Source organism: Luteimonas sp. GW821-FHT14E02 (assembly GCF_058803905.1).
On record NZ_JBXAPK010000002.1, the window covers coordinates 567,954 to 586,576 of the forward strand.

18 protein-coding genes are annotated in these 18,623 nt (G+C 65.6%); 11 read left to right on the forward strand and 7 right to left on the reverse strand.

Translation table 11 applies throughout. The annotated features are described in order from the left end of the window. Window positions 1-4: 4 nt before the first annotated feature. The 4 genes from AC1RNP_RS05550 to miaB all read right to left on the reverse strand — a co-directional run bounded on the left by AC1RNP_RS05550 (window position 5) and on the right by miaB (window position 6,122). Complete coding sequence (locus tag AC1RNP_RS05550; protein ID WP_493050248.1) at window positions 5-2,839, reverse strand: TonB-dependent siderophore receptor; 2,835 nt, start codon at window positions 2,837-2,839, stop codon at window positions 5-7. Between the two features lie 111 nt (window positions 2,840-2,950). Continuing rightward, the gene (locus AC1RNP_RS05555) at window positions 2,951-3,955 is read right to left on the reverse strand and encodes a FecR family protein (protein ID WP_493050249.1); all 1,005 of its coding nucleotides are present in this window, start codon (window positions 3,953-3,955) and stop codon (window positions 2,951-2,953) included. Beyond that, entirely contained in the window at window positions 3,952-4,500 is a 549-nt protein-coding gene (locus AC1RNP_RS05560) for an RNA polymerase sigma factor (RefSeq protein ID WP_493050250.1), read from the reverse strand. The genes AC1RNP_RS05555 and AC1RNP_RS05560 overlap by 4 nt, the downstream gene beginning before the upstream one ends. A gap of 218 nt (window positions 4,501-4,718) precedes the next feature. Next, window positions 4,719-6,122 carry a tRNA (N6-isopentenyl adenosine(37)-C2)-methylthiotransferase MiaB gene (gene miaB / locus AC1RNP_RS05565; protein WP_493050251.1) on the reverse strand — a complete coding sequence of 468 codons (1,404 nt, stop codon included), beginning with the start codon at window positions 6,120-6,122 and terminating at the stop codon, window positions 4,719-4,721. Window positions 6,123-6,291: 169 nt separating this feature from the next. Between miaB and AC1RNP_RS05570 the strand changes: the two genes are divergently transcribed. The 7 genes from AC1RNP_RS05570 (at window position 6,292) to AC1RNP_RS05600 (ending at window position 11,804) form a co-directional block, all read left to right on the forward strand. Next, window positions 6,292-7,284, forward strand: coding sequence for a lytic transglycosylase domain-containing protein (locus AC1RNP_RS05570; RefSeq protein WP_493050295.1), 993 nt, complete (start codon window positions 6,292-6,294; stop codon window positions 7,282-7,284). Window positions 7,285-7,303: 19 nt separating this feature from the next. Continuing rightward, a complete protein-coding gene (locus AC1RNP_RS05575) occupies window positions 7,304-7,507 on the forward strand; it encodes a hypothetical protein (protein ID WP_493050252.1) in 204 nt (67 codons plus the stop codon). A gap of 160 nt (window positions 7,508-7,667) precedes the next feature. Further along, complete coding sequence (petA, locus tag AC1RNP_RS05580) at window positions 7,668-8,321, forward strand: ubiquinol-cytochrome c reductase iron-sulfur subunit (RefSeq protein WP_493050253.1); 654 nt, start codon at window positions 7,668-7,670, stop codon at window positions 8,319-8,321. A gap of 3 nt (window positions 8,322-8,324) precedes the next feature. Further along, a complete protein-coding gene (locus tag AC1RNP_RS05585) occupies window positions 8,325-9,596 on the forward strand; it encodes a cytochrome b (RefSeq protein WP_493050254.1) in 1,272 nt (423 codons plus the stop codon). Further along, entirely contained in the window at window positions 9,589-10,359 is a 771-nt protein-coding gene (locus tag AC1RNP_RS05590) for a cytochrome c1 (protein WP_493050255.1), read from the forward strand. The genes AC1RNP_RS05585 and AC1RNP_RS05590 overlap by 8 nt, the downstream gene beginning before the upstream one ends. Window positions 10,360-10,563: 204 nt before the next feature. Then, window positions 10,564-11,199 (forward strand): glutathione S-transferase N-terminal domain-containing protein, encoded by a 636-nt coding sequence (locus tag AC1RNP_RS05595; RefSeq protein WP_493050296.1) that lies wholly within the window; start codon window positions 10,564-10,566, stop codon window positions 11,197-11,199. Window positions 11,200-11,339: 140 nt separating this feature from the next. Next, complete coding sequence (locus AC1RNP_RS05600; RefSeq protein ID WP_493050256.1) at window positions 11,340-11,804, forward strand: ClpXP protease specificity-enhancing factor; 465 nt, start codon at window positions 11,340-11,342, stop codon at window positions 11,802-11,804. A 269-nt stretch (window positions 11,805-12,073) separates the two neighbouring features. Here AC1RNP_RS05600 and AC1RNP_RS05605 read toward each other — a convergent pair whose 3' ends face one another. From AC1RNP_RS05605 to AC1RNP_RS05615, 3 genes are read right to left on the reverse strand one after another with little or no spacing between them, the layout of a single operon-like run. Then, window positions 12,074-12,400 carry a DUF3301 domain-containing protein gene (locus AC1RNP_RS05605; protein ID WP_493050257.1) on the reverse strand — a complete coding sequence of 109 codons (327 nt, stop codon included), beginning with the start codon at window positions 12,398-12,400 and terminating at the stop codon, window positions 12,074-12,076. Window positions 12,401-12,410: 10 nt separating this feature from the next. Further along, window positions 12,411-13,289 carry a carboxylating nicotinate-nucleotide diphosphorylase gene (nadC, locus tag AC1RNP_RS05610; RefSeq protein WP_493050258.1) on the reverse strand — a complete coding sequence of 293 codons (879 nt, stop codon included), beginning with the start codon at window positions 13,287-13,289 and terminating at the stop codon, window positions 12,411-12,413. 10 nt (window positions 13,290-13,299) lie between these two features. Further along, window positions 13,300-13,569 (reverse strand): Trm112 family protein, encoded by a 270-nt coding sequence (locus tag AC1RNP_RS05615; protein WP_493050259.1) that lies wholly within the window; start codon window positions 13,567-13,569, stop codon window positions 13,300-13,302. A gap of 68 nt (window positions 13,570-13,637) precedes the next feature. Between AC1RNP_RS05615 and purE the strand changes: the two genes are divergently transcribed. The 4 genes from purE to prpB all read left to right on the forward strand — a co-directional run bounded on the left by purE (window position 13,638) and on the right by prpB (window position 18,442). Next, window positions 13,638-14,174, forward strand: a complete 537-nt coding sequence (gene purE / locus AC1RNP_RS05620) for a 5-(carboxyamino)imidazole ribonucleotide mutase (RefSeq protein ID WP_493050260.1) — start codon at window positions 13,638-13,640, stop codon at window positions 14,172-14,174. 10 nt (window positions 14,175-14,184) lie between these two features. Further along, a complete protein-coding gene (locus AC1RNP_RS05625) occupies window positions 14,185-15,333 on the forward strand; it encodes a 5-(carboxyamino)imidazole ribonucleotide synthase (protein WP_493050261.1) in 1,149 nt (382 codons plus the stop codon). 214 nt (window positions 15,334-15,547) lie between these two features. Further along, the gene (gene prpE / locus AC1RNP_RS05630) at window positions 15,548-17,437 is read left to right on the forward strand and encodes a propionate--CoA ligase (protein ID WP_493050262.1); all 1,890 of its coding nucleotides are present in this window, start codon (window positions 15,548-15,550) and stop codon (window positions 17,435-17,437) included. Between the two features lie 120 nt (window positions 17,438-17,557). Further along, window positions 17,558-18,442, forward strand: a complete 885-nt coding sequence (prpB, locus tag AC1RNP_RS05635) for a methylisocitrate lyase (protein ID WP_226468790.1) — start codon at window positions 17,558-17,560, stop codon at window positions 18,440-18,442. Window positions 18,443-18,623: the final 181 nt, after the last annotated feature.

The following is an 18,623-nucleotide window of genomic DNA, read 5'->3' on the forward strand; positions in this document are numbered from 1 at the left end:
CGCATCAGAAGTTGTAGGTGACGCTGAACACCAGGTTGCGCCCCACGATCGGACGCGCGTAGAAGAAATCCGATACCGCCGGATTCTCCGAAAAGCCAGAACGCGGATTGCCCTCGGTCAGTCCGATCTCGTTGGTGATGTTGTCGATGCTGGCCTGCAGCTGCCACTGCTTGGTCGGGGTGTAGATCACGCCGGCACTCCACACGCCGTAACTCGGTAGTTCCAGGGTGTTGGCGATGTCCGAGTAGATCTTGTCGAGATAGTGGTAGGACACGTAGACCTCGCCACGATCGTTCGGGAACAGGAAGCTCGGCGTCACCGTCACGTTCAGCGGCGGCGTGCGTTCAGGCTTATTGCCATCGAACGCGCTGGCGAAGCCGGTGCCCTGGTCATTGGTGATCTCCACCTCGGACTTCTGCGCCACGCCGGTCGCCTGCAACTGGAACCAGTCGACCGGCTTCCACAACAGATCGAACTCGACGCCGGTGGAAACGATGTCGGAATAGAACCGCACTTCGGTCGACCCGCCGGGCGGCAGGCGCGAGAACAGGAAATCCTTGTAGGTGGTGCGGAAGCCGGTGAGCGACGCGCTCACGACGTCGTTCTGGTAGCGCAGGCCGATCTCGCCGAAGTCGATCTTCACCGGATCGAAGCGGCCATTGGCCTGGAAGCCGCGGGCGTAGCGTGCATACAGGGAGAAGTTGTCGGTGATCAGGTAGGTGCCGCCGACCGTCGCCGCGGTCTCGGTGAAGCCGGCGTTGTAGCGGTTGTACTGGCCGGTGAAGGCGCCGCCGCCGAACTGGGCGAGATAGTTGTTGGCGATGATGTTGTCCACGTCGTTGCCGTCGGCGTCGAACGCGCCGTCGATCGGCATCATCGGCGTGGAGATGCCTTCGTAGAAGGTGATGTCGTATTTCTCCACGCGCACGCCGCCGTCGATGCGCAGCCGATCGGTGACGTGGAATTCGTCGTTGAGGTAGAGCGAGTAGGAGTCGGCTGTGTAATGGGTGTTGGAATCGCCCCAGTTGCTGTAGTTGAGCAGGCCGTTTTCGGTCAGGGAGCCGACCACGTTGCCGTTGGCGTCCAGCGCGACGATGTCCATCCGGTCGGGATGGTTCTTCACCTCGCTGACGAAGCTCGATGCGCCGATGTTGGAATCCCTGGCGCGGGTGTGGAAATAGAGCAGGCCGACGGTGAACGCATTGCGCTCGGTCTCCCAGGTGAGGCTGGCGTCGTTGACGAACTCCTTCACTTCCTTGCGGTTGTTGCCGGTGATGCTGTGGGTCACCAGGCCGTTGCCATTGAGGGCGTTGAGCGCGTCGGCGCCGGAAATGATTTCGCCGGTGGACACGCGCCGCAATCCGGCGCTGACCGCGCCCTGTGGCCCGAAGCGATTCATCATCAGCGCGACGTCGCTGAAATTCGCCGGATCGAGCCGGTAGGTCGCCGGCACCAACGAGTTGTTGTCGCTGCTGAACACCGAATTGAAGTGGTTCTTGAAGTCGGTGTAGCGGCCCTTGCTGCGGAAGGTGAGGGTGTCGGAGATGTCGTACTCGAAGTGGTAGCCCGGCGCGAAGGCGACCGTTTCGACGCCGTCGCGCAGGTCGTGCCGTTGTAGTTGTCGGCCGGAATAGGGCGATGTGCGCACGTTCATGATCATGTTGTCGCGGCTGATCATGGTGCCGTCGTTGGCGTCCAGGCCCGGGACGCTGCGCGGATTGCGGGGATCCTGCAGCGGGATCGGCAACAGGAAGGTGTTGTGGTCGTTGACCAGCTTGAGGTTGAAGCCGAACTCGCCGCGATCGAAGATGCGGCCGATGGTGGCGCGGAAGATACCGCCGTGATCGCCGGTGAAGCCGTTGTCGCGGATGCTGTCTGAGTGGCGGAAGAAGCCGCCGATGCTGTAGCTCCATTCGTCGTTGATCGGGCCGCCTTGCCACAGGTCCACGCGCGCGGTACCGAAGTCGGAGCCGGTGATGCGAACCGATCCCGCCGGTTCCGGTCCGGGCTTGCGCGTGATGAAGTTGATCGTGGCGCCGGCGCCGTTGACGGTGAGGATGCCGGAGGTGCCGCCGCGCACCGCTTCCAGGCGGTCGATGAAGAGTTCCTGCTTGAGGATGGTGTCCGACAGCGCGTCGGTATAGAAGATCGGCAGGCCGTCCTCGGACAGTTGCACGAACTGCTGGCCGCCGCCGGGCATACCGCGCACGGAGAAGTTGTTCGAGATCTCGCCGCCGGTGCCCTCCACGAAGATGCCGGGCACCAGTTCCAACGCTTGCGCCGTGCTGCGCGGTGCCTTGCGGTCGAGCGCCTGGCGGTCGGCGACGGTGATCGCGGAGGAGGATTCGAGCACGGTGCGATGTCGCGCGGTAGTGCCGGTGGCCACGACACGTTCGAGCAGTTTGGGTTCCTGCCCGCCTGGAGGTGCCTGCGCGGGCGCGTTTGTCGATAACTGTTGCGACTGCGCGGGATTGGAATCCGTGATGGTGAGGACGCCGTTGCCGGCAGGCCGTGCCGTCAGGCCGGTGCCCGCGAGCAGCCGCTGCAGGCCTGCCTCTGCGTTGAAACTGCCGTTGAGTGCCGCGTTGCGCCGGCCGCTCACCAAGGCTTCGTCGAAGACGAGCTGCTGCCCGGTGATCTGGCCGAATTGGCGAAGCGCCGCGCCCAACTCCTGCGCGGGGATGTCAAAGGCGAACGTCGCGTTGCCGGCTTGCGCGGTTTGCGTGTCGGCCGTTTGTGCCTCGGCCGCGCCCGGCGCCGAGGTCAGGATCGCCGCCAGAGCGCAGGCGAGGGCGGTGCTGCGATACGGACAGGTCCGGTACTGAAAAATCTTGGCCACGTGGTCTCCTCCTCCCGACCGCCGCAAGTGTCGCGGCGGTTTCGATAAGAGGTGGTACGCATGAATGCGGCAAACCCTCACATGGTGTTGACGACAACCTTGACCGATTGCTCAATACGAACGGGATTCGAGCACGATTGCGTCATCGCCGTGGTTGGCGCGCAGGGGAAACGCCGAAGTGACGCCAGCAACGAAGGCGGGCGTATCACCGGCCTTGAAGACACCGCTGATGCGGATACGCGATGCGGCCGCGTCGCCAACGCGCAGGGTCTGCTGCGAATAGCGGTTCACGCGCGCCACGGCGAGATCGAGCGGTTCGTCGCGGAACACCAGCAGTCCGCGTTCCCATGCGCGCGCGGTGCCTGTGTCCACGCGTGCGATGCGTGCGTCGCGCGTGGCGTCGGACGAGGCGATCAGTTCCTGGCCGGGAGTCAGTGCGCGGTTGTGGCTGGCATCCGCGCGGGCGATGCTGCTCGCGGCCGCGCCGTTGTCCGCCACCTCGACACGGCCTTCGTACAACACCACGCGCAGCTGCCGCGGCAGCCGCTCGACGCTGAAGCGGGTGCCGGTGGCGATCACCGTGCTGTCACCGGCGTTGACCGAGAACGGACGCGATGCGTCCTTGGCGACCGCGAATGTCGCGCGGCCATATTCCAGCCGCAGTTCGCGGTGTCGATTGCCGATGCGCACTTCCACGCGCGTTGCCGCGTCCAGTAGCAGGGTCGATCCGTCCGCGAGGGTGACGCTGGTGCGTTCGCCGATGCCGGTCTGGTAGACGCGCGGCATCCACCACCACCAGACGAGGCCAAGTGCGAGCAGGCAGCAGGCGGCCGTGGCGAGCAGGGCCGTTCTGCGGCGCGCGCGGCGGCTGGCGTGCGCGTCTTCGAGGGCGGCGCGATGCAATGCCCGCATCCGTGGCTGCGTCGACTGTTCGCCCGTGATGCGCCAGGCGCGCTGCGCGGCATCGAGCAGAGCGCGATGCCGTGGATCGGCATCGAGCCAGGCTTGCAGATCGGCCTGTTCGTTCGCCGGCAACCCGCCTTCGGCCAGGCGCAGACACCAGGCGCCGGCACGCTCGAGACTGTCGCGATCGGATGGGCCCCCTGTTCGTTTCACACGTGTTCCCTCAGCCGGGCCGTCAGATGGGCCATCGCGCGTAGCAGATGCTTCTGCACCGCGCTGACGGAGATGCCGTAGAGCCGGGCGATCTCGGCCTGCTTCATGTGTTCCAGCCGGAACAGCAGGAAGATCGCCCGTGTCCGCGACGGCAGTTCGTCCAGCGCTTCGGCGGCCTCGTCGAGCGCCTGACGGCCGGCCACGACGCGCGGCGGTTCCAGCGCCTCGACATTCGCGCTTTCATCCAATACCAGGTGCGCGCGGTGCAGCGAGCGCACCTTCTCGCGGCGCTGGCGATCGCGCAGCAGGTTGGCCGCGGTCTGGAACACGTAGCCGTCGACGCCGATCGTCGCGCCTTCGCGCGAGGCGGCGAGATTGGCGAACACTTCCTGGGTGAGGTCCTCGGCTTCGCTCGGGTCCGGCACGCGGCGCAGGAAGAAAGACATCAGCGCGGGCCGATAGCGCTGGTTGAGTCTGACCAGCACGGTCTCGCGTTCGGATCGCGCGACGGGTTCCGCGCGTGCTTGCGTCTTGCTTGCCGCCATCGGGGCGGAACCATAGCGCAGATGTCCGCCAGAGCCTCGCTGCACTGCAACGCGTTTCGTTCGTCGTTCCGGCGAAAGCCGGGTTTTTTACAGCCGGATGGCTGGTCATCCAGGTCTTGGCAGGTGATGCAAAGGCTGGATCCAGGCTTTCGCCGGGATGACGAGCCTTGTGCAGATATTTCAGAAGTATGTCTGCTGATCAGAGCTGTCGCGGATGTCTATGCGATCGTCGCGATGCGACCGCGCAGGGAATTGGTCAGCGCTTCGGTGATGACCACATCGACGAATTGACCAATTAAAGCCGGGCCGACCAGCCGCGCAGGCGCGGGGAAATTCACCGAGCGCATGTTCTCGGTCCTGCCGGTGAGTTCGTTCGGATTCTTCTTCGACGGGCCTTCCACCAGGACCGACTGCACACTGCCGACCATCGCGCGCGAAATGCCGGCGGAGTGTTCGTTGATGTGCGCCTGCAGGCGCGACAGGCGCGCATGCTTCTCGGCATCGGAGACGTTGTCCTCGAGATCGGCCGCGGGCGTGCCGGGACGGCGCGAATAAATGAAGGAAAAGCTCTGGTCGAAGCCGACGTCCTCGATCAGTTTCATGGTCTTCTCGAAATCGGCCTCGGTCTCGCCGGGGAAGCCGACGATGAAGTCGGAAGAGATCGAGATGTCCGGCCGCACCGCGCGCAGCTTGCGGAGTTTCTGCTTGAACTCGAGCGCGGTGTAGCCACGCTTCATCGCGGCGAGGATGCGGTCGCTGCCGGATTGCACGGGCAGGTGCAGGTAGTTGGCCAGCTGCGGTACGTCGCGATAGGCCTCGATCAGCGAATCGGAGAACTCCAGTGGATGCGAAGTGGTGAAGCGGATGCGGCCGATGCCTTCGATCCCGGCGATGGCGCGGATCAGCAGGCCGAGGTCGGCCATCTCTCCATCGCCATACGGGCCGCGGTAGGCGTTGACGTTCTGGCCGAGCAGGTTCACTTCGCGCACGCCCTGGGCGGCGAGCTGCGCCACTTCGACCAGCACGTCCTCGAACGGCCGGCTCACTTCCTCGCCGCGCGTGTAGGGCACCACGCAGAAGCTGCAGTACTTGCTGCAGCCTTCCATGATCGAGACGAAGGCGCTCGGGCCTTCGGCGCGCGGCTCGGGCAGGCGGTCGAACTTCTCGATCTCGGGGAAGCTGATGTCCACCTGTGGTCGGCCGGAGTCGCGGCGGGCGCGGATCAGTTCCGGCAGGCGGTGCAGGGTCTGCGGGCCGAACACCAGGTCGACGTAGGGCGCGCGCTTGACGATGGCCTCGCCTTCCTGGGAGGCGACGCAGCCGCCGACGCCGATGATCACCGGCTTGCCGTCGGCTTTCAGGTGCTTCCAGCGGCCGAGCTGGCTGAACACCTTCTCCTGCGCCTTTTCGCGGATCGAGCAGGTGTTGACGAGGACGACGTCGGCTTCCTCGACGTTGTCGGTGAGTTCGAGCCCGTCGCTGGCGGCGAGGACGTCGGCCATCTTGGCCGAGTCGTACTCGTTCATCTGGCAGCCGTGGGTCTGGATGAACAGCTTGCCCTTGGCGGGAGCGGGGGAGGCTGCGGAAATGGGCTCGGCGCCCGTGAGGAGGGTTTCGGTCATGGCGGTTCCGGGGCGCGGAGGTGATGCCGGGCCGGATAGCTGGCGGGCGGCCATTATCCCCATGGAGGACGCCGGTTTGAACCCGCGCGGACGCCCGAGCCGCGACCGCCTGCTCCATTCACCAATCAAGGACTTGGCAACCAGCGGCGAACACGGGACACTCGGCCGGATGAAGGGGGCTCTGGGACTGTCGGCGATTCTGTGGCTGCTTGCGGCCGCGCCGGCCTTTGCCGCCGGGACCATTTACCGCTGTGAGGGCGCCGCCGGTCTCACCTACGGTAGCAAGCGTGTGCCTGGGGCGACTTGCAAGGCGATCGCGTCGGCGGCGCCGAGTCCGCGCCGGAAGACGGCTTCGATCGAGCCCAAGCCCTCTGCCGCGTCCGCGCCGTCGTCGGCCGGCGCCGTTACCGCTTCGAACACGGTCCCCGGTTCGCCGGCGAACCTGGACGCCAACCCGCCGGCCACGTTCATGAGCGGTGGGGCGGTCGCAACTGCCGCTCCGACGCCGGCCGTTGCCGCGACATCTGTGCCCACGAAATCCGTGCCCGCGACATCCGCGCCGCAGAAGCGGGGGCAGACCCGGATCGTCCAGGGCCAGCTCTACTCCTATATCAAGGATGGCGTGCGCCACTACGTCAGCAAGCCGCCCAAGGGGCTGGCCGGCGCCACCGCGATGCGGACCATCCGCTACAAGTTCATCGAGACCTGCTTCGCCTGTGCCCCCGATCCGGGCGTGAACTTCAATACGCTGAGCCTGAACACGTCCTCCTTCGCCGCCGAGATCAGCGCGGCGGCGCGCCAGTACGGCGTGGAGGAGGCGGTCGTGCGCGCGATCATCCATGCCGAGTCGGCGTTCAACCCGAGCGCGCTCTCGCGCGTGGGCGCGCAGGGGCTGATGCAGCTGATGCCGGCGACGGCGCGGCGTTTCGGCGTCTCCAATGCCTTCGACGTCGGCCAGAACATCCAGGGCGGCGTGCAGTATCTGGCCTGGCTGCTGAAGCGCTTCAACGGCGACCTCACCCTCGCCGCGGCCGGTTACAACGCCGGCGAGGGCGCGGTCGACCGCTACGGCGGCGTGCCGCCGTACAGCGAAACCCAGCGCTACGTGCAGCGGGTCGCCATCCTTGCGCAGCGCTATCGGGGTGGCCTGACCAAGCAGTAATCGACCGGAGGCGAGGGAAATGATCAGGCGCCTGATCGGATTCGCCGCAGTGGTGGGCGGTTTTTATTTGTTCTCGCAGGCGTCGGGGGAAATCGGCGCGGTGCTGTCACTGCTGGGAATCGCCCTGATCTTCGCCGGCAACCGCCACCAATTCTCCGGAGGCGATGCCTGGGGCGGTGGCGACTCGGATGGTGGCGACGGCGGTGGAGGCGGGGGCGATTGACCGTCGCGATGTGCCGGAATCTCCGCGCGAAGGTCCGAAGCATTGTCGGCCGATTCAGCGTTCCGTTACACTTTGTCGTCTTTTGCGGCCCGTTCCGGAGTCGGAACCGGCTCGCGGCAGCCAGTAAGTATCAGCTACCGAACGTTTTGCGGAGTGCCGGATGGCCAATGAAGCAGTTCTTGACCCTGGTGAAGGTGGAGGGACGGTCGATCACGGCCGCCGCCGCTTCCTGACCGCGACCACCGCTGTGGTGGGCGCCGTTGGTGCAGGGTTTGTCGCAGTCCCGTTCATCAAGTCCTGGAATCCGAGCGAACGCGCCAAATTGGCCGGCGCGCCCGTTACCGTGGACATCACCGCGCTGGCCGAGGGCCAGCGTCTGGTGGATGAGTGGCGTGGTCAGCCGATCTGGATCGTGAAGCGCTCCAAGCAGGTGCTCGACATCCTGCCGACGCTCGATCCGCGCCTGGCCGATCCCAAGTCGACCACCGATCAGCAGCCCGAGTACGCCAAGAACGAGCTGCGTTCGATCAAGCCGGCGATCTCGGTCCTGGTGGGTCTGTGCACCCACCTGGGCTGCGCGCCCGAGCTGAAGGCCGAAATCCGGCCGGAACCCTTCGATCCGGAATGGAAGGGCGGCTACTTCTGCCCCTGCCACAAGTCGCGCTTCGACATGGCCGGTCGCGTGTTCTCGGGCGTGCCAGCGCCGATCAACCTGCTGGTGCCGCCGCATCACTACCAGGATGACAACACGATCATCATCGGCGTGGATCCTACCGAGAATGCTCCCACCGACACCGGCAAGGGGGCCGCGTAAGCCATGTCGAATGTGATTGTCCGTACTGCCAACAACGTCTTCGACTGGGTGAATGCGCGTGCGCCGGCATTGATGCCGATGTACCGCAAGCACATGAGCGAGTACTACGCGCCGAAGAACTTCAACTTCTGGTACTACATGGGCTCGCTGGCCCTGCTGGTACTGGTCAACCAGATCGTCACCGGCATCTTCCTAACGATGCACTTCAAACCGAGCGCGGCGGAAGCCTTCGCCTCGGTCGAGTACATCATGCGCGACGTGGAGTGGGGCTGGCTGATCCGCTACATGCACTCCACCGGTGCCTCGCTGTTCTTCATCGTCGTCTACCTGCACATGTTCCGCGGGCTGATGTACGGCAGCTACCAGAAGCCGCGCGAGCTGGTGTGGATCCTCGGCATGCTGATCTACTTGGTGCTGATGGCCGAAGCCTTCATGGGCTACGTGCTGCCGTGGGGCCAGATGTCGTTCTGGGGCGCGAAGGTGATCATCTCGCTGTTCGGCGCGATCCCGGTGATCGGCAACGGCCTGACCGAGTGGATCATGGGCGACTACCTGCCCGCCGACGCCACCCTCAACCGCTTCTTCGCCCTGCATGTGATCGCGCTGCCGCTGGTGCTGTTGCTGCTGGTGGTGCTGCACCTGGGCGCGCTGCACGAGGTCGGTTCCAACAATCCGGAAGGCGTCGACATCAAGCACGGCCCGAAGGGCAACCGCTGGTCGAAGACCGCGCCGGCCGACGGCATCCCGTTCCATCCGTACTACACGGTGAAGGACACCTTCGGCGTCGGCTTCTTCCTGGTCATCGCCGCCTTCATCATCTTCTTCGCGCCGACCTTCGGCGGCTGGTTCCTGGAGCACGACAACTTCACCGAGGCCAACCGCCTGGTGACGCCGGCGCACATCAAGCCGGTGTGGTACTTCACCCCCTACTACGCGATGTTGCGCGTGGTGCCGTCGTTCTTCGCCATCAAGCTCTGGGGCGTGCTGGTGATGTTCGCGGCGATCGTGGTGCTGTTCCTGGTGCCGTGGCTGGACAAGAGCCCGGTGCGGTCGTTCAAGTCGCGCGGCAAGCTGTCGTGGCTGATGCTCGGCATCTTCGCGGTGTCGTTCGTGTGGCTGGGCAAGATCGGCGCCGGCCCCGGCACCGATCCGGTCGAGACCATCATCGGCCGCGTCCTCACGTTCCTGTACTTCGTTTTCTTCATCACGATGCCGCTGTGGACCAAGGCGGACAAGACCAAGCCGGTGCCGGAACGGGTGACGATGCATGACTAAGAACGCTATGCGGAACCTCGCCCGGAAATTCGCTGCCGTCACCGCCGGCCTGCTGATCTCGTTCGGCACGCTTTCAACCAGCGCGTCCGCTTCCGAGGACGGCGGCCTGCTGCAGTCGGGCACCGACATCGGCGATCGCGCATCGCTTCAGCGCGGCGCCAAGCTGTACATGAACTACTGCTCCGGCTGTCACTCGCTGAAGTACCTGCGCTACTCGCGCATCGCCACCGACCTCGGTTTGACCGAGGACGAGGTGATGAACAACCTCAACTTCACCGGCGCCAAGTTCGGCGAGCAGATCCAGGTGTCGTTGACCGAGGACCATGCCAAGCAATGGTTCGGCAAGTTGCCGCCGGACCTGAGCGTGATCTCGCGCGTGCGCGGCAGCGATTGGATCTACACCTATCTGAAGTCGTTCTATCAGGATCCGTCGCGCCCGCTCGGCTGGAACAACACCGTGTTCCCGAACGCGTCGATGCCGAACCCACTGTGGGAAATGCAGGGCCTGCAGCGTCCGGTCTATGGCAAGAAGGACGCGGCCGGCGATGCGCCGGTCGAGCATCTGGAACTGGCGCAGCCCGGCACGCAGAACGAAGCCGAGTTCAATCAGACCGTTCGCGACATCACCACTTTCCTCGAGTACGCCGGCGAGCCTGCCGCGCTCAAGCGCCAGAGTCTCGGCGTCTGGGTGATCCTGTTCCTGGCGTTCTTCACGTTCCTCGCCTGGCTCTTGAAGAAGGAATACTGGAAAGACGTGCACTGAGGTGAAGGGCGTTTCCAGGAATGGAATGCCGCCCCACGCGGCGCTTCTTGGAAAGTTCGCGCATCGCGGCCGCGTCGTCGGCGCGGCGGGGCGCGCGGACTCTTGCGGAGGGATCCGCAGACCGGGGGAACCGTGGCGACCGTCTGCGAGGGGCAGGCGGCGCTGGTACGGCTGGCGGATTCCGGCCGTTGGAGAATGCCCATGATGGCGACGAGTCCGCGTATGCGTAATGCCCTGACCCTGTTTTCCTCTGTCGATGACGTGTTGTGCCATCGCGCCCGGCTGGTACTGGCCGCGAAGGGCGTCACCTACGATCTGATCGCGGTGGATCCGCAGAGTCCGCCCGAGGACCTGATCGACCTCAACCCCTACCACTCGGTGCCGACCCTGGTCGAGCGCGACCTCGTCCTGTACGCGGCCAGCGTGGTCAGCGAATACCTCGACGAGCGTTATCCGCATCCGCCGCTGATGCCGGTCGATCCGCTTTCCCGCGCGCGCCTGCGTCTGGCGATGCTGCGCATCGAGCACGACTGGGTGCCGCAGGTGCAGGCGATTCAGTTGGGCAACAAGCAGCAGGCCGAAGCCGGCCGCAAGCGCCTGAAGGAACTGCTCACCGCGTCGGTTCCGCTGTTCAAGGCCAGCAAGTTTTTCCTCAATCCGGAAATGAGCCTCGCTGACTGCGCGATGGCGCCGATCATCTGGCGCCTGCAGTCGCTCGACATCCCGCTGCCGAAGGACGGCAAGGCGATCGAGGACTACGGCAACCGCATCTTCCGCAATCCCGGATTCGTGCGCAGCCTCACGCCGCAGGAAAAGAACCTGCGCGAGATTCCGGCGTGAAGCCCGGAATCGGGAATCGTTAAAACCAAGAGAAGATTCGCTGGAAAATCGTCATTCCGGCAAGAACCGAATCCTGTTTTGCCGTTGTTTTTGACGCGCCCCGATTCCCCATTTCCGACTCCCGGCTTTACACTGGCGGCATGAGTGATGCGCCCCTCGTGATGACCAGCCATCGTCCGTACCTGCTGCGGGCGCTGTACGAATGGATCATCGACAACGGCATGACGCCGCACGTCCTCGTCGATGCCACCCAGCCCGGCGTGCGCGTGCCCGCGCACACGGTGAAGGAAGGCAAAGTGGTGCTCAACATCGCCGAGCGCGCCGTCGCCAAGCTCGAAATGGACAACGAGAGCATCCGCTTCACCGCGCGTTTCGGCGGCGTCAGCCATCCGGTGGCGGTGCCGATTTCCGCCGTGCTGGCAATCTATGCGCGCGAGACGGGGCAGGGGATGGCGTTGCCGGAAGACATTCCCGGCAACGGCGACGCGCAGGGCGATGAAGAGATGCCGGTTTCCGAAAGCGAAAGCGACATCGTCGACGGCCCGCCGGACGATGACGAAACGCCGCCGCCGCGCCGAGGCGGGCATTTGCGCGTGGTGAAGTAACGCTTGGGGCATTTCCGATTCGGATGCATACAGAGCCCGTCGTTCCCGTTGTCGCGGGAACAGCGAGCAAGAGACTTCCTGCCGTCAACGGATCGACCAAGATGTCTAGAGGTTCGTCGATCGTTTCACTCAAGTCTCCGGAAACACTCGGCAGCATGGCCGTCATCCCGGCGAAAGTCGGGATCCAGTTTTTGATAAGGAACTTGGTCGTGGAATGAAAGGCTGGACCCCGGCTTTTGCCGGGATGACGAGCGTTCTGCCTAGTGCTGTCAATGCAGCGGAGTCACGCTCGCGGTTTGTGTCGGCCCGCTGAAATAGACAAGCTCACTGCCGCGCAGAACCAGCCGGCCGACATGACGATCCTGCCCATCATACGAATATTCGAAGCGGAAGCTGCGCTCGAAGCCCAGCCGTCCGTCCTCGTTGCGACGCAGGCGCAGGCCGTTGGCGTGCACGGTCTGGTCGAGCAGCTGCACGCCGGTGGCGCGGCAGGCATTGCGGCCGACTTCGATGGCGCGTTCGGTCGCCGCGCGCGCCGCGTTCCAGTAGGCGAATGCGGCGGCGCCGACGATCATGAGCATGACCAGGGTAGGCATGGCGACAGGCTCAGCCGGGTGGGGGACCGAGCTTCAGCGACAGGTCGATCGCGTGCACGTGCTTGGTCAATGCGCCGATCGAGATGCAGTCCACGCCGTCCTCGGCGACCGCGCGGATGCTGGTCAGATCGACACCGCCGGAGACTTCCAACGGAATCGAACCGTTGAACGGCGCTTCCGCCGCGATCCGCACCGCCTCGCGCCGTGTGGCCGCATCGAAATCGTCGATCAGGATGCGGGTGCAGCCGGCCTGCAGCGCTTCCCGCAGCTGCGTCAGTGTTTCCACTTCCACGATCAGTGGCAGTGCCGGCTGTGCTTCGCGCGCCTTGTCGATCGCGGCCGTGAGCGAACCCGCAGCGCGGATGTGGTTTTCCTTCAGCATCACCGCATCGAACAGGCCGATGCGATGGTTGCTGCCGCCGCCCACGCGCACCGCGTATTTCTCCGCGAGGCGCAGGCCCGGAATGGTCTTGCGCGTGTCGAGGATCTTCGCCCGCGTGCCGCGCACGGCCTCGACGTAGGTCATGGTGACGGTGGCGACGCCGCTGAGCGTCTGCATGAAATTCAGCGACGTGCGTTCGGCGCTGACGAGGCTGCGGGCGCGTCCGGCGAGCGTGGCCAGCACGGTGCCCTTGGCGACACGGTCGCCTTCGGCCACGCGCCAGTCGATCTTCACCCGCGGGTCGAGCGCGTGATGGCAGGCGTCGAACCAGGGGCGCCCGCAGACCACGGCGTCCTCCTTGCAGAGCAGATAGGCGATGTCGTCGTGATCGGGCAGCAGCGCGGCGGTGACGTCGCCGGTGCCGAGATCCTCGGCGAGCGCACGGGCGACGTCGGCCTCGACGATCGCGGCCGGTGGCGGAGCGAAGCGGTTGTCGTCGGCCGTCATGTGTGCCGGGTCATGCCTTCGGGAAGTCGGAGACCTGCGTGGTCGCGATGCCCTCTTCGGCCAGCAGCACAGGAATGCCGTCGTCGACGCGGTAGACGAGCTTGCGATCGCGCGTCACGAGGGCTTCACGCAGCGCTTCGGACTGCACGCTGTCGTCGGTGCGCTGGATGCCGCCGGCGTCGATCGCGCGGTTGAGCGCGTCCAGGCCGGCCTTGTCGAGCAGGGACAGCGACTGGCGGGTGGCCGGGCAGACGAGGATGTCGAGCAGTTTGCGATCCATGGTGGTATTGATACAGCCATCTACATCGTGGGGCCGGTAGAATACGTCTTTGCGACTGGGGACGACCAATGCCGGACCAGCCCACTGCTGCCACCGCCGTGACTCGGGATGCCACCACCACGCCGCTCGTCGGCCTCGTCATGGGCTCACGCTCCGACTGGGACACGATGCAGCACGCCGCGCAGATGCTGGAGACGCTGGGCGTCCCGTTCGAGGCGCGCGTGGTCTCGGCGCACCGGACGCCGGATGTCCTGTTCGAATACGCGGCCAGCGCGCAATCACGCGGCCTGCGGGCGATCGTCGCCGGTGCCGGCGGGGCCGCGCACCTGCCGGGCATGCTGGCCGCCAAGACCGCCGTGCCGGTGCTGGGCGTGCCGGTGCAGTCGAAGGCGCTGAACGGGCTGGATTCGCTGCTGTCGATCGTGCAGATGCCGGCCGGCATTCCGGTCGCCACTTTCGCCATCGGCCATGCCGGCGCGGCCAACGCGGCCCTGTTCGCCGCGGCGCTGCTGGCGGCGGATCATCCCGCGATCGGTGAAGCGCTCGCGGCCTATCGCCGCAAGCAGACCGACGACGTCGCCAATAACGACGATCCACGGAAGTGATAGGTACGCCATGACAACGGTCGGCATCCTCGGCGGCGGGCAGCTGGCCCGCATGCTGGCGCTTTCCGGCGCGCCGCTGGGATTGCGCTTCCTGGCCATGGACACCGAGCCGGACGCCTGCGCGGGGCAGTTCGCGCCGCTGCTGGTCGGCGATTATCGTGACGAGAAGGCGCTGGCGGAGTTCGCCGCCGCCGTCGATGTGGCGACCTTCGATTTCGAGAACGTGCCGGCCGAAAGCGCGCGCTGGCTGGCCGAGCGCGTGCCGGTCTTCCCCAATCCGCATGCATTGGCGGCAGCGCAGGACCGGCTGGTCGAGAAGACGCTGTTCCGCAGCCTGGGCATTCCGGTGGGCGAGTTCGCGGCGGTGGACACGCGCGCGCAGCTCGATGCCGAGGTCGCCCGTATCGGTACGCCGTGCATCCTCAAGACGCGGCGCCTGGGGTACGACGGCAAGGGCCAGTTCCGCATCAAGACCACCGCCGACGTCGACGCCGCCTGGGAAGCACTGGGCGCGCAGGCGCAGACGGTGGGATTGATCGTCGAGGCGTTCATTCCCTTCGAACGCGAATTGAGCGTGGTGGCGGTGCGCGGCCGCGCCGGCGAGTTCCTTGCCTGGCCGCTGACCGAGAACTGGCATGTCGATGGCGTGCTATCCGCCAGTCTCGCGCCCGCGCGGGCCAGCGAGGCGCTTGCCGCGCAGGCATTCGGTCACGCGCGCGCGCTGGCGGAAGCATTGGATTACGTCGGCGTGTTCGCGCTCGAACTGTTCTGCCGGGATGGCCAACTGCTCGCCAACGAACTGGCGCCACGCGTGCACAACTCCGGCCACTGGACCATCGAGGGCGCGGAGACTTCGCAGTTCCAGAACCATCTGCGCGCCGTGCTCGGATTGCCGCTCGGCTCCACGCGCATGCGCGGGCATGCCTGCATGCTCAACTGGATCGGTGAAATGCCGGATGCTGGCGCCGTGTTGCGAGAAGCCGGCGGGCATTGGCACGACTACGGCAAATCGCCGCGCCAGGGGCGCAAGGTCGGGCACGCCACGCTGCGCGCGGATTCCGTGGAAGCGCTGGCGCAGGCCTTGCTGGCTGTCGGGACAGGGCTTGGTCGCGAATCCCAGGTCGCACCTGTGATCGCGCGTCTGCGGGAGCATGGCTGAGCCAGTACGACCAAGGTCGTAACGCGGGCGCACAGGCACAGGGTTAGCCTTCGCTTTTGCTGTTCCTTCTCCCTTCGGGAGAAGGTGCCCCGCAGGGGCGGATGAGGGCGGGTGAATTCCAACCCACGGAACCGTTCCCCGGCTCGTGATTTTCCCGCCCTCATCCGGCGCTGTGCGCCACCTTCTCCCGAAGGGAGAAAGCCGGAGACGCGCCATGCGCTACGAAGATTTCCATCGCCGCTCCATCGAGGATCCCGAAGCGTTCTGGGCCGAACAGGCGCAGGCGATCCACTGGCACAAGGCGCCGGAGAAGATCCTCGAATACGACAACCCGCCATTCCGGCGCTGGTTCGCGGGCGGGGAAACCAATCTCTGCTACAACGCGGTCGACCGGCATCTGCAGGCGCGGGGTGATCAACTTGCGCTGGTGGCGATCTCCACCGAGACCGGCCTCACGCGCGAGATCACCTATCACCAGTTGCATCGCGAAGTGAGCATCTTCGCCGCCGTGCTGAAGTCGCTCGACGTCGGTCGCGGCGATCGCGTGGTGATCTACATGCCGAATGTCGCCGAAGCGGTGTTCGCGATGCTGGCCTGCGCGCGCATCGGCGCGGTGCATTCGGTGGTGTTCGGCGGCTTCGCCGCGCACAACCTGGCGCTGCGCATCGACGATGCGGAACCAAAATTGCTGATCGCGGCCGATGCCGGCAGTCGCGGCGGCAAGGTGATTCCGTACAAGCCGCTGGTGGATGCGGCCTGCGAAGAAGCCGCGTCGCCGCCGCCGCGCGTGCTGATGGTCGATCGCGGGCTCGATCCCAATTACGCGAGAGTCGAAGGCCGCGACGTCGATTACGCCGCGCTGCGCGAACGGCATGCCGATGCGCAGGTGGACGTGACCTGGCTCGAATCGAACGAACCGAGCTATCTGCTCTACACCTCCGGCACCACCGGCAAGCCGAAGGGCGTGCAGCGCGATGTCGGCGGTTACGCCGTGGCGCTGGCCTTGTCGATGTGGTCGATCTACGACGTGCGCGCAGGGCAGGTGATGTTCTCGACGTCCGACGTTGGCTGGGCGGTCGGTCATTCCTACAACGTTTACGGCCCGCTGATCGCGGGCGCGACCTCGATCCTCTACGAAGGCCTGCCCACGGCGCCCGATCCCGGCATCTGGTGGTCGATCTGCGAACGCTACGGCGTGCGCACCATGTTCTCCTCGCCGACCGGCATCCGTGTGTTGAAGAAGCAGGATGCGTCGTGGCTGAAGAAGCATGATCTGTCGTCATTGCAGTATCTGTTCCTCGCCGGAGAGCCGCTCGACGAGCCGACCGCGCACTGGATCACCGACGGGATCGGCAAGACCATCATCGACAACTACTGGCAGACCGAAACCGGATGGCCGGTGCTTGCATTGATGCCGGGTTTGGAACTGAAGCCGGTCAAGTTCGGATCGCCGGGCCTGCCGACGCCCGGCTACAACCTGCGCGTGATCGACGAGGCGAGCGGCGAGGAAGTCGCGCCGAACCAGAAAGGCGTGCTGGTGATCGAGCCACCGTTGCCGCCGGGCTGCATGACGACGGTCTGGCGCGACGACGCCCGCTTCCTGCGGAGCTACTTCTCGCACTTCAAGCAACTGGTCTACAGCTCGCTCGACTGGGCGATCCGCGACGAGGACGGTTACACCTTCATCCTCGGCCGCACCGACGATGTGATCAACGTGGCCGGGCATCGACTCGGGACGCGCGAGATCGAGGAATCCGTCTCCGGCCATCCCAACGTCGCCGAAGCGGCGGTGATCGGTGTGCATGACGAATTGAAGGGGCAGGTGCCCGTGGTGTTCGCCACGCTGAAGCAAGCGGGCGTCGCGGCGACGGCCGCGGAGGAAATGCGCGATTGCGTGAGCCGGCAACTGGGCGCGTTGGCGCGGCCGGCGCGCGTGTACGTGGTGACTGCGTTGCCGAAGACGCGTTCGGGCAAGCTGTTGCGGCGTTCATTGCAGGCGTTGGCGGAGCAGCGCGATCCTGGAGATCTGTCCACACTGGACGATCCGGGCGCGCTGGAGGAAGTGAAGCAGGCGCTGGCTCGCGGGGCGGACGCGGGAGGCTGAGCGCCGGTTTACCGGTGCCGAGGCAGAATAGGACGGACCGTCGTCGGCTGCGACGAGGCCGTCACGGGCGCGTCAGGGTAAAATGCCGCCGTCACGAGTCAATCCGTACGGAGCTCACAGATGTCCCAGTCTTCCGCCGGCGCAAGGTTTCGCGCCGCGCTTGCCGCAGAATCGCCGCTGCAGGTCATCGGCGCCATCAACGCCAATCACGCCTTGCTCGCCCAGCGCGCCGGATACCGCGCAATCTACCTGTCCGGCGGCGGTGTCGCGGCCGGTTCCCTGGGCATGCCGGACCTCGGCATCAACACGCTCGAGGATGTGCTGATCGATACGCGGCGCATCACCGACGTCTGCCCGCTGCCGCTGCTGGTCGACATCGACACCGGCTTCGGGCCGAGCGCCTTCAACATCGCGCGCACGGTGAAGTCGCTGATCAAGGCGGGCGCCGCGGCTTGTCATATCGAGGACCAGGTCGGTGCCAAGCGTTGCGGGCATCGTCCCGGCAAGGAGATCGTCTCCGCCGGTGAAATGGCCGATCGCGTCAAGGCGGCCGCCGATGCCAAGACCGATGCCGATTTCTTCCTGATCGCGCGCACCGATGCCATCGCCGTCGACGGCGTGGATGCCGCGATCGAACGCGCCATCGCCTGTGTCGAGGCCGGCGCCGACGGCATCTTCGCCGAGGCCGCATACGATCTCGACACCTATCGCCGCTTCGTCGATACGGTGAAGGTGCCGGTGCTCGCCAACATCACCGAGTTCGGCCAGACGCCGCTGTTCACGCGAGAAGAGCTGGCTTCGGCGGGTGTCGCCATCCAGCTGTATCCGTTGTCGGCGTTCCGCGCCATGAACAAGGCCGCGGAGAACGTCTACACGGCGATCCGCCGCGACGGCCATCAGAAGAACGTGGTCGACCAGATGCAGACGCGCGAGGAACTCTACGAGCGCATCGGCTACCACGACTACGAGCGCAGGCTCGACGCGCTGTTCGCCGCCAAGAAATAACGCTTTTCCCTTCTCCCATCGGGAGAAGGTGCCCCGAAGGGGCGGATGAGGGTGGGGGAATTCAGGCGCACGGGAGCGTTCCCTGGCAGGTCATTCTCCCTCCCTCCCTCATCCGGCGCTTCGCGCCACCTTCTCCCGGAGGGAGAAGGAAAGGCAAAACCTTTCGCTGTCCACGGAGATA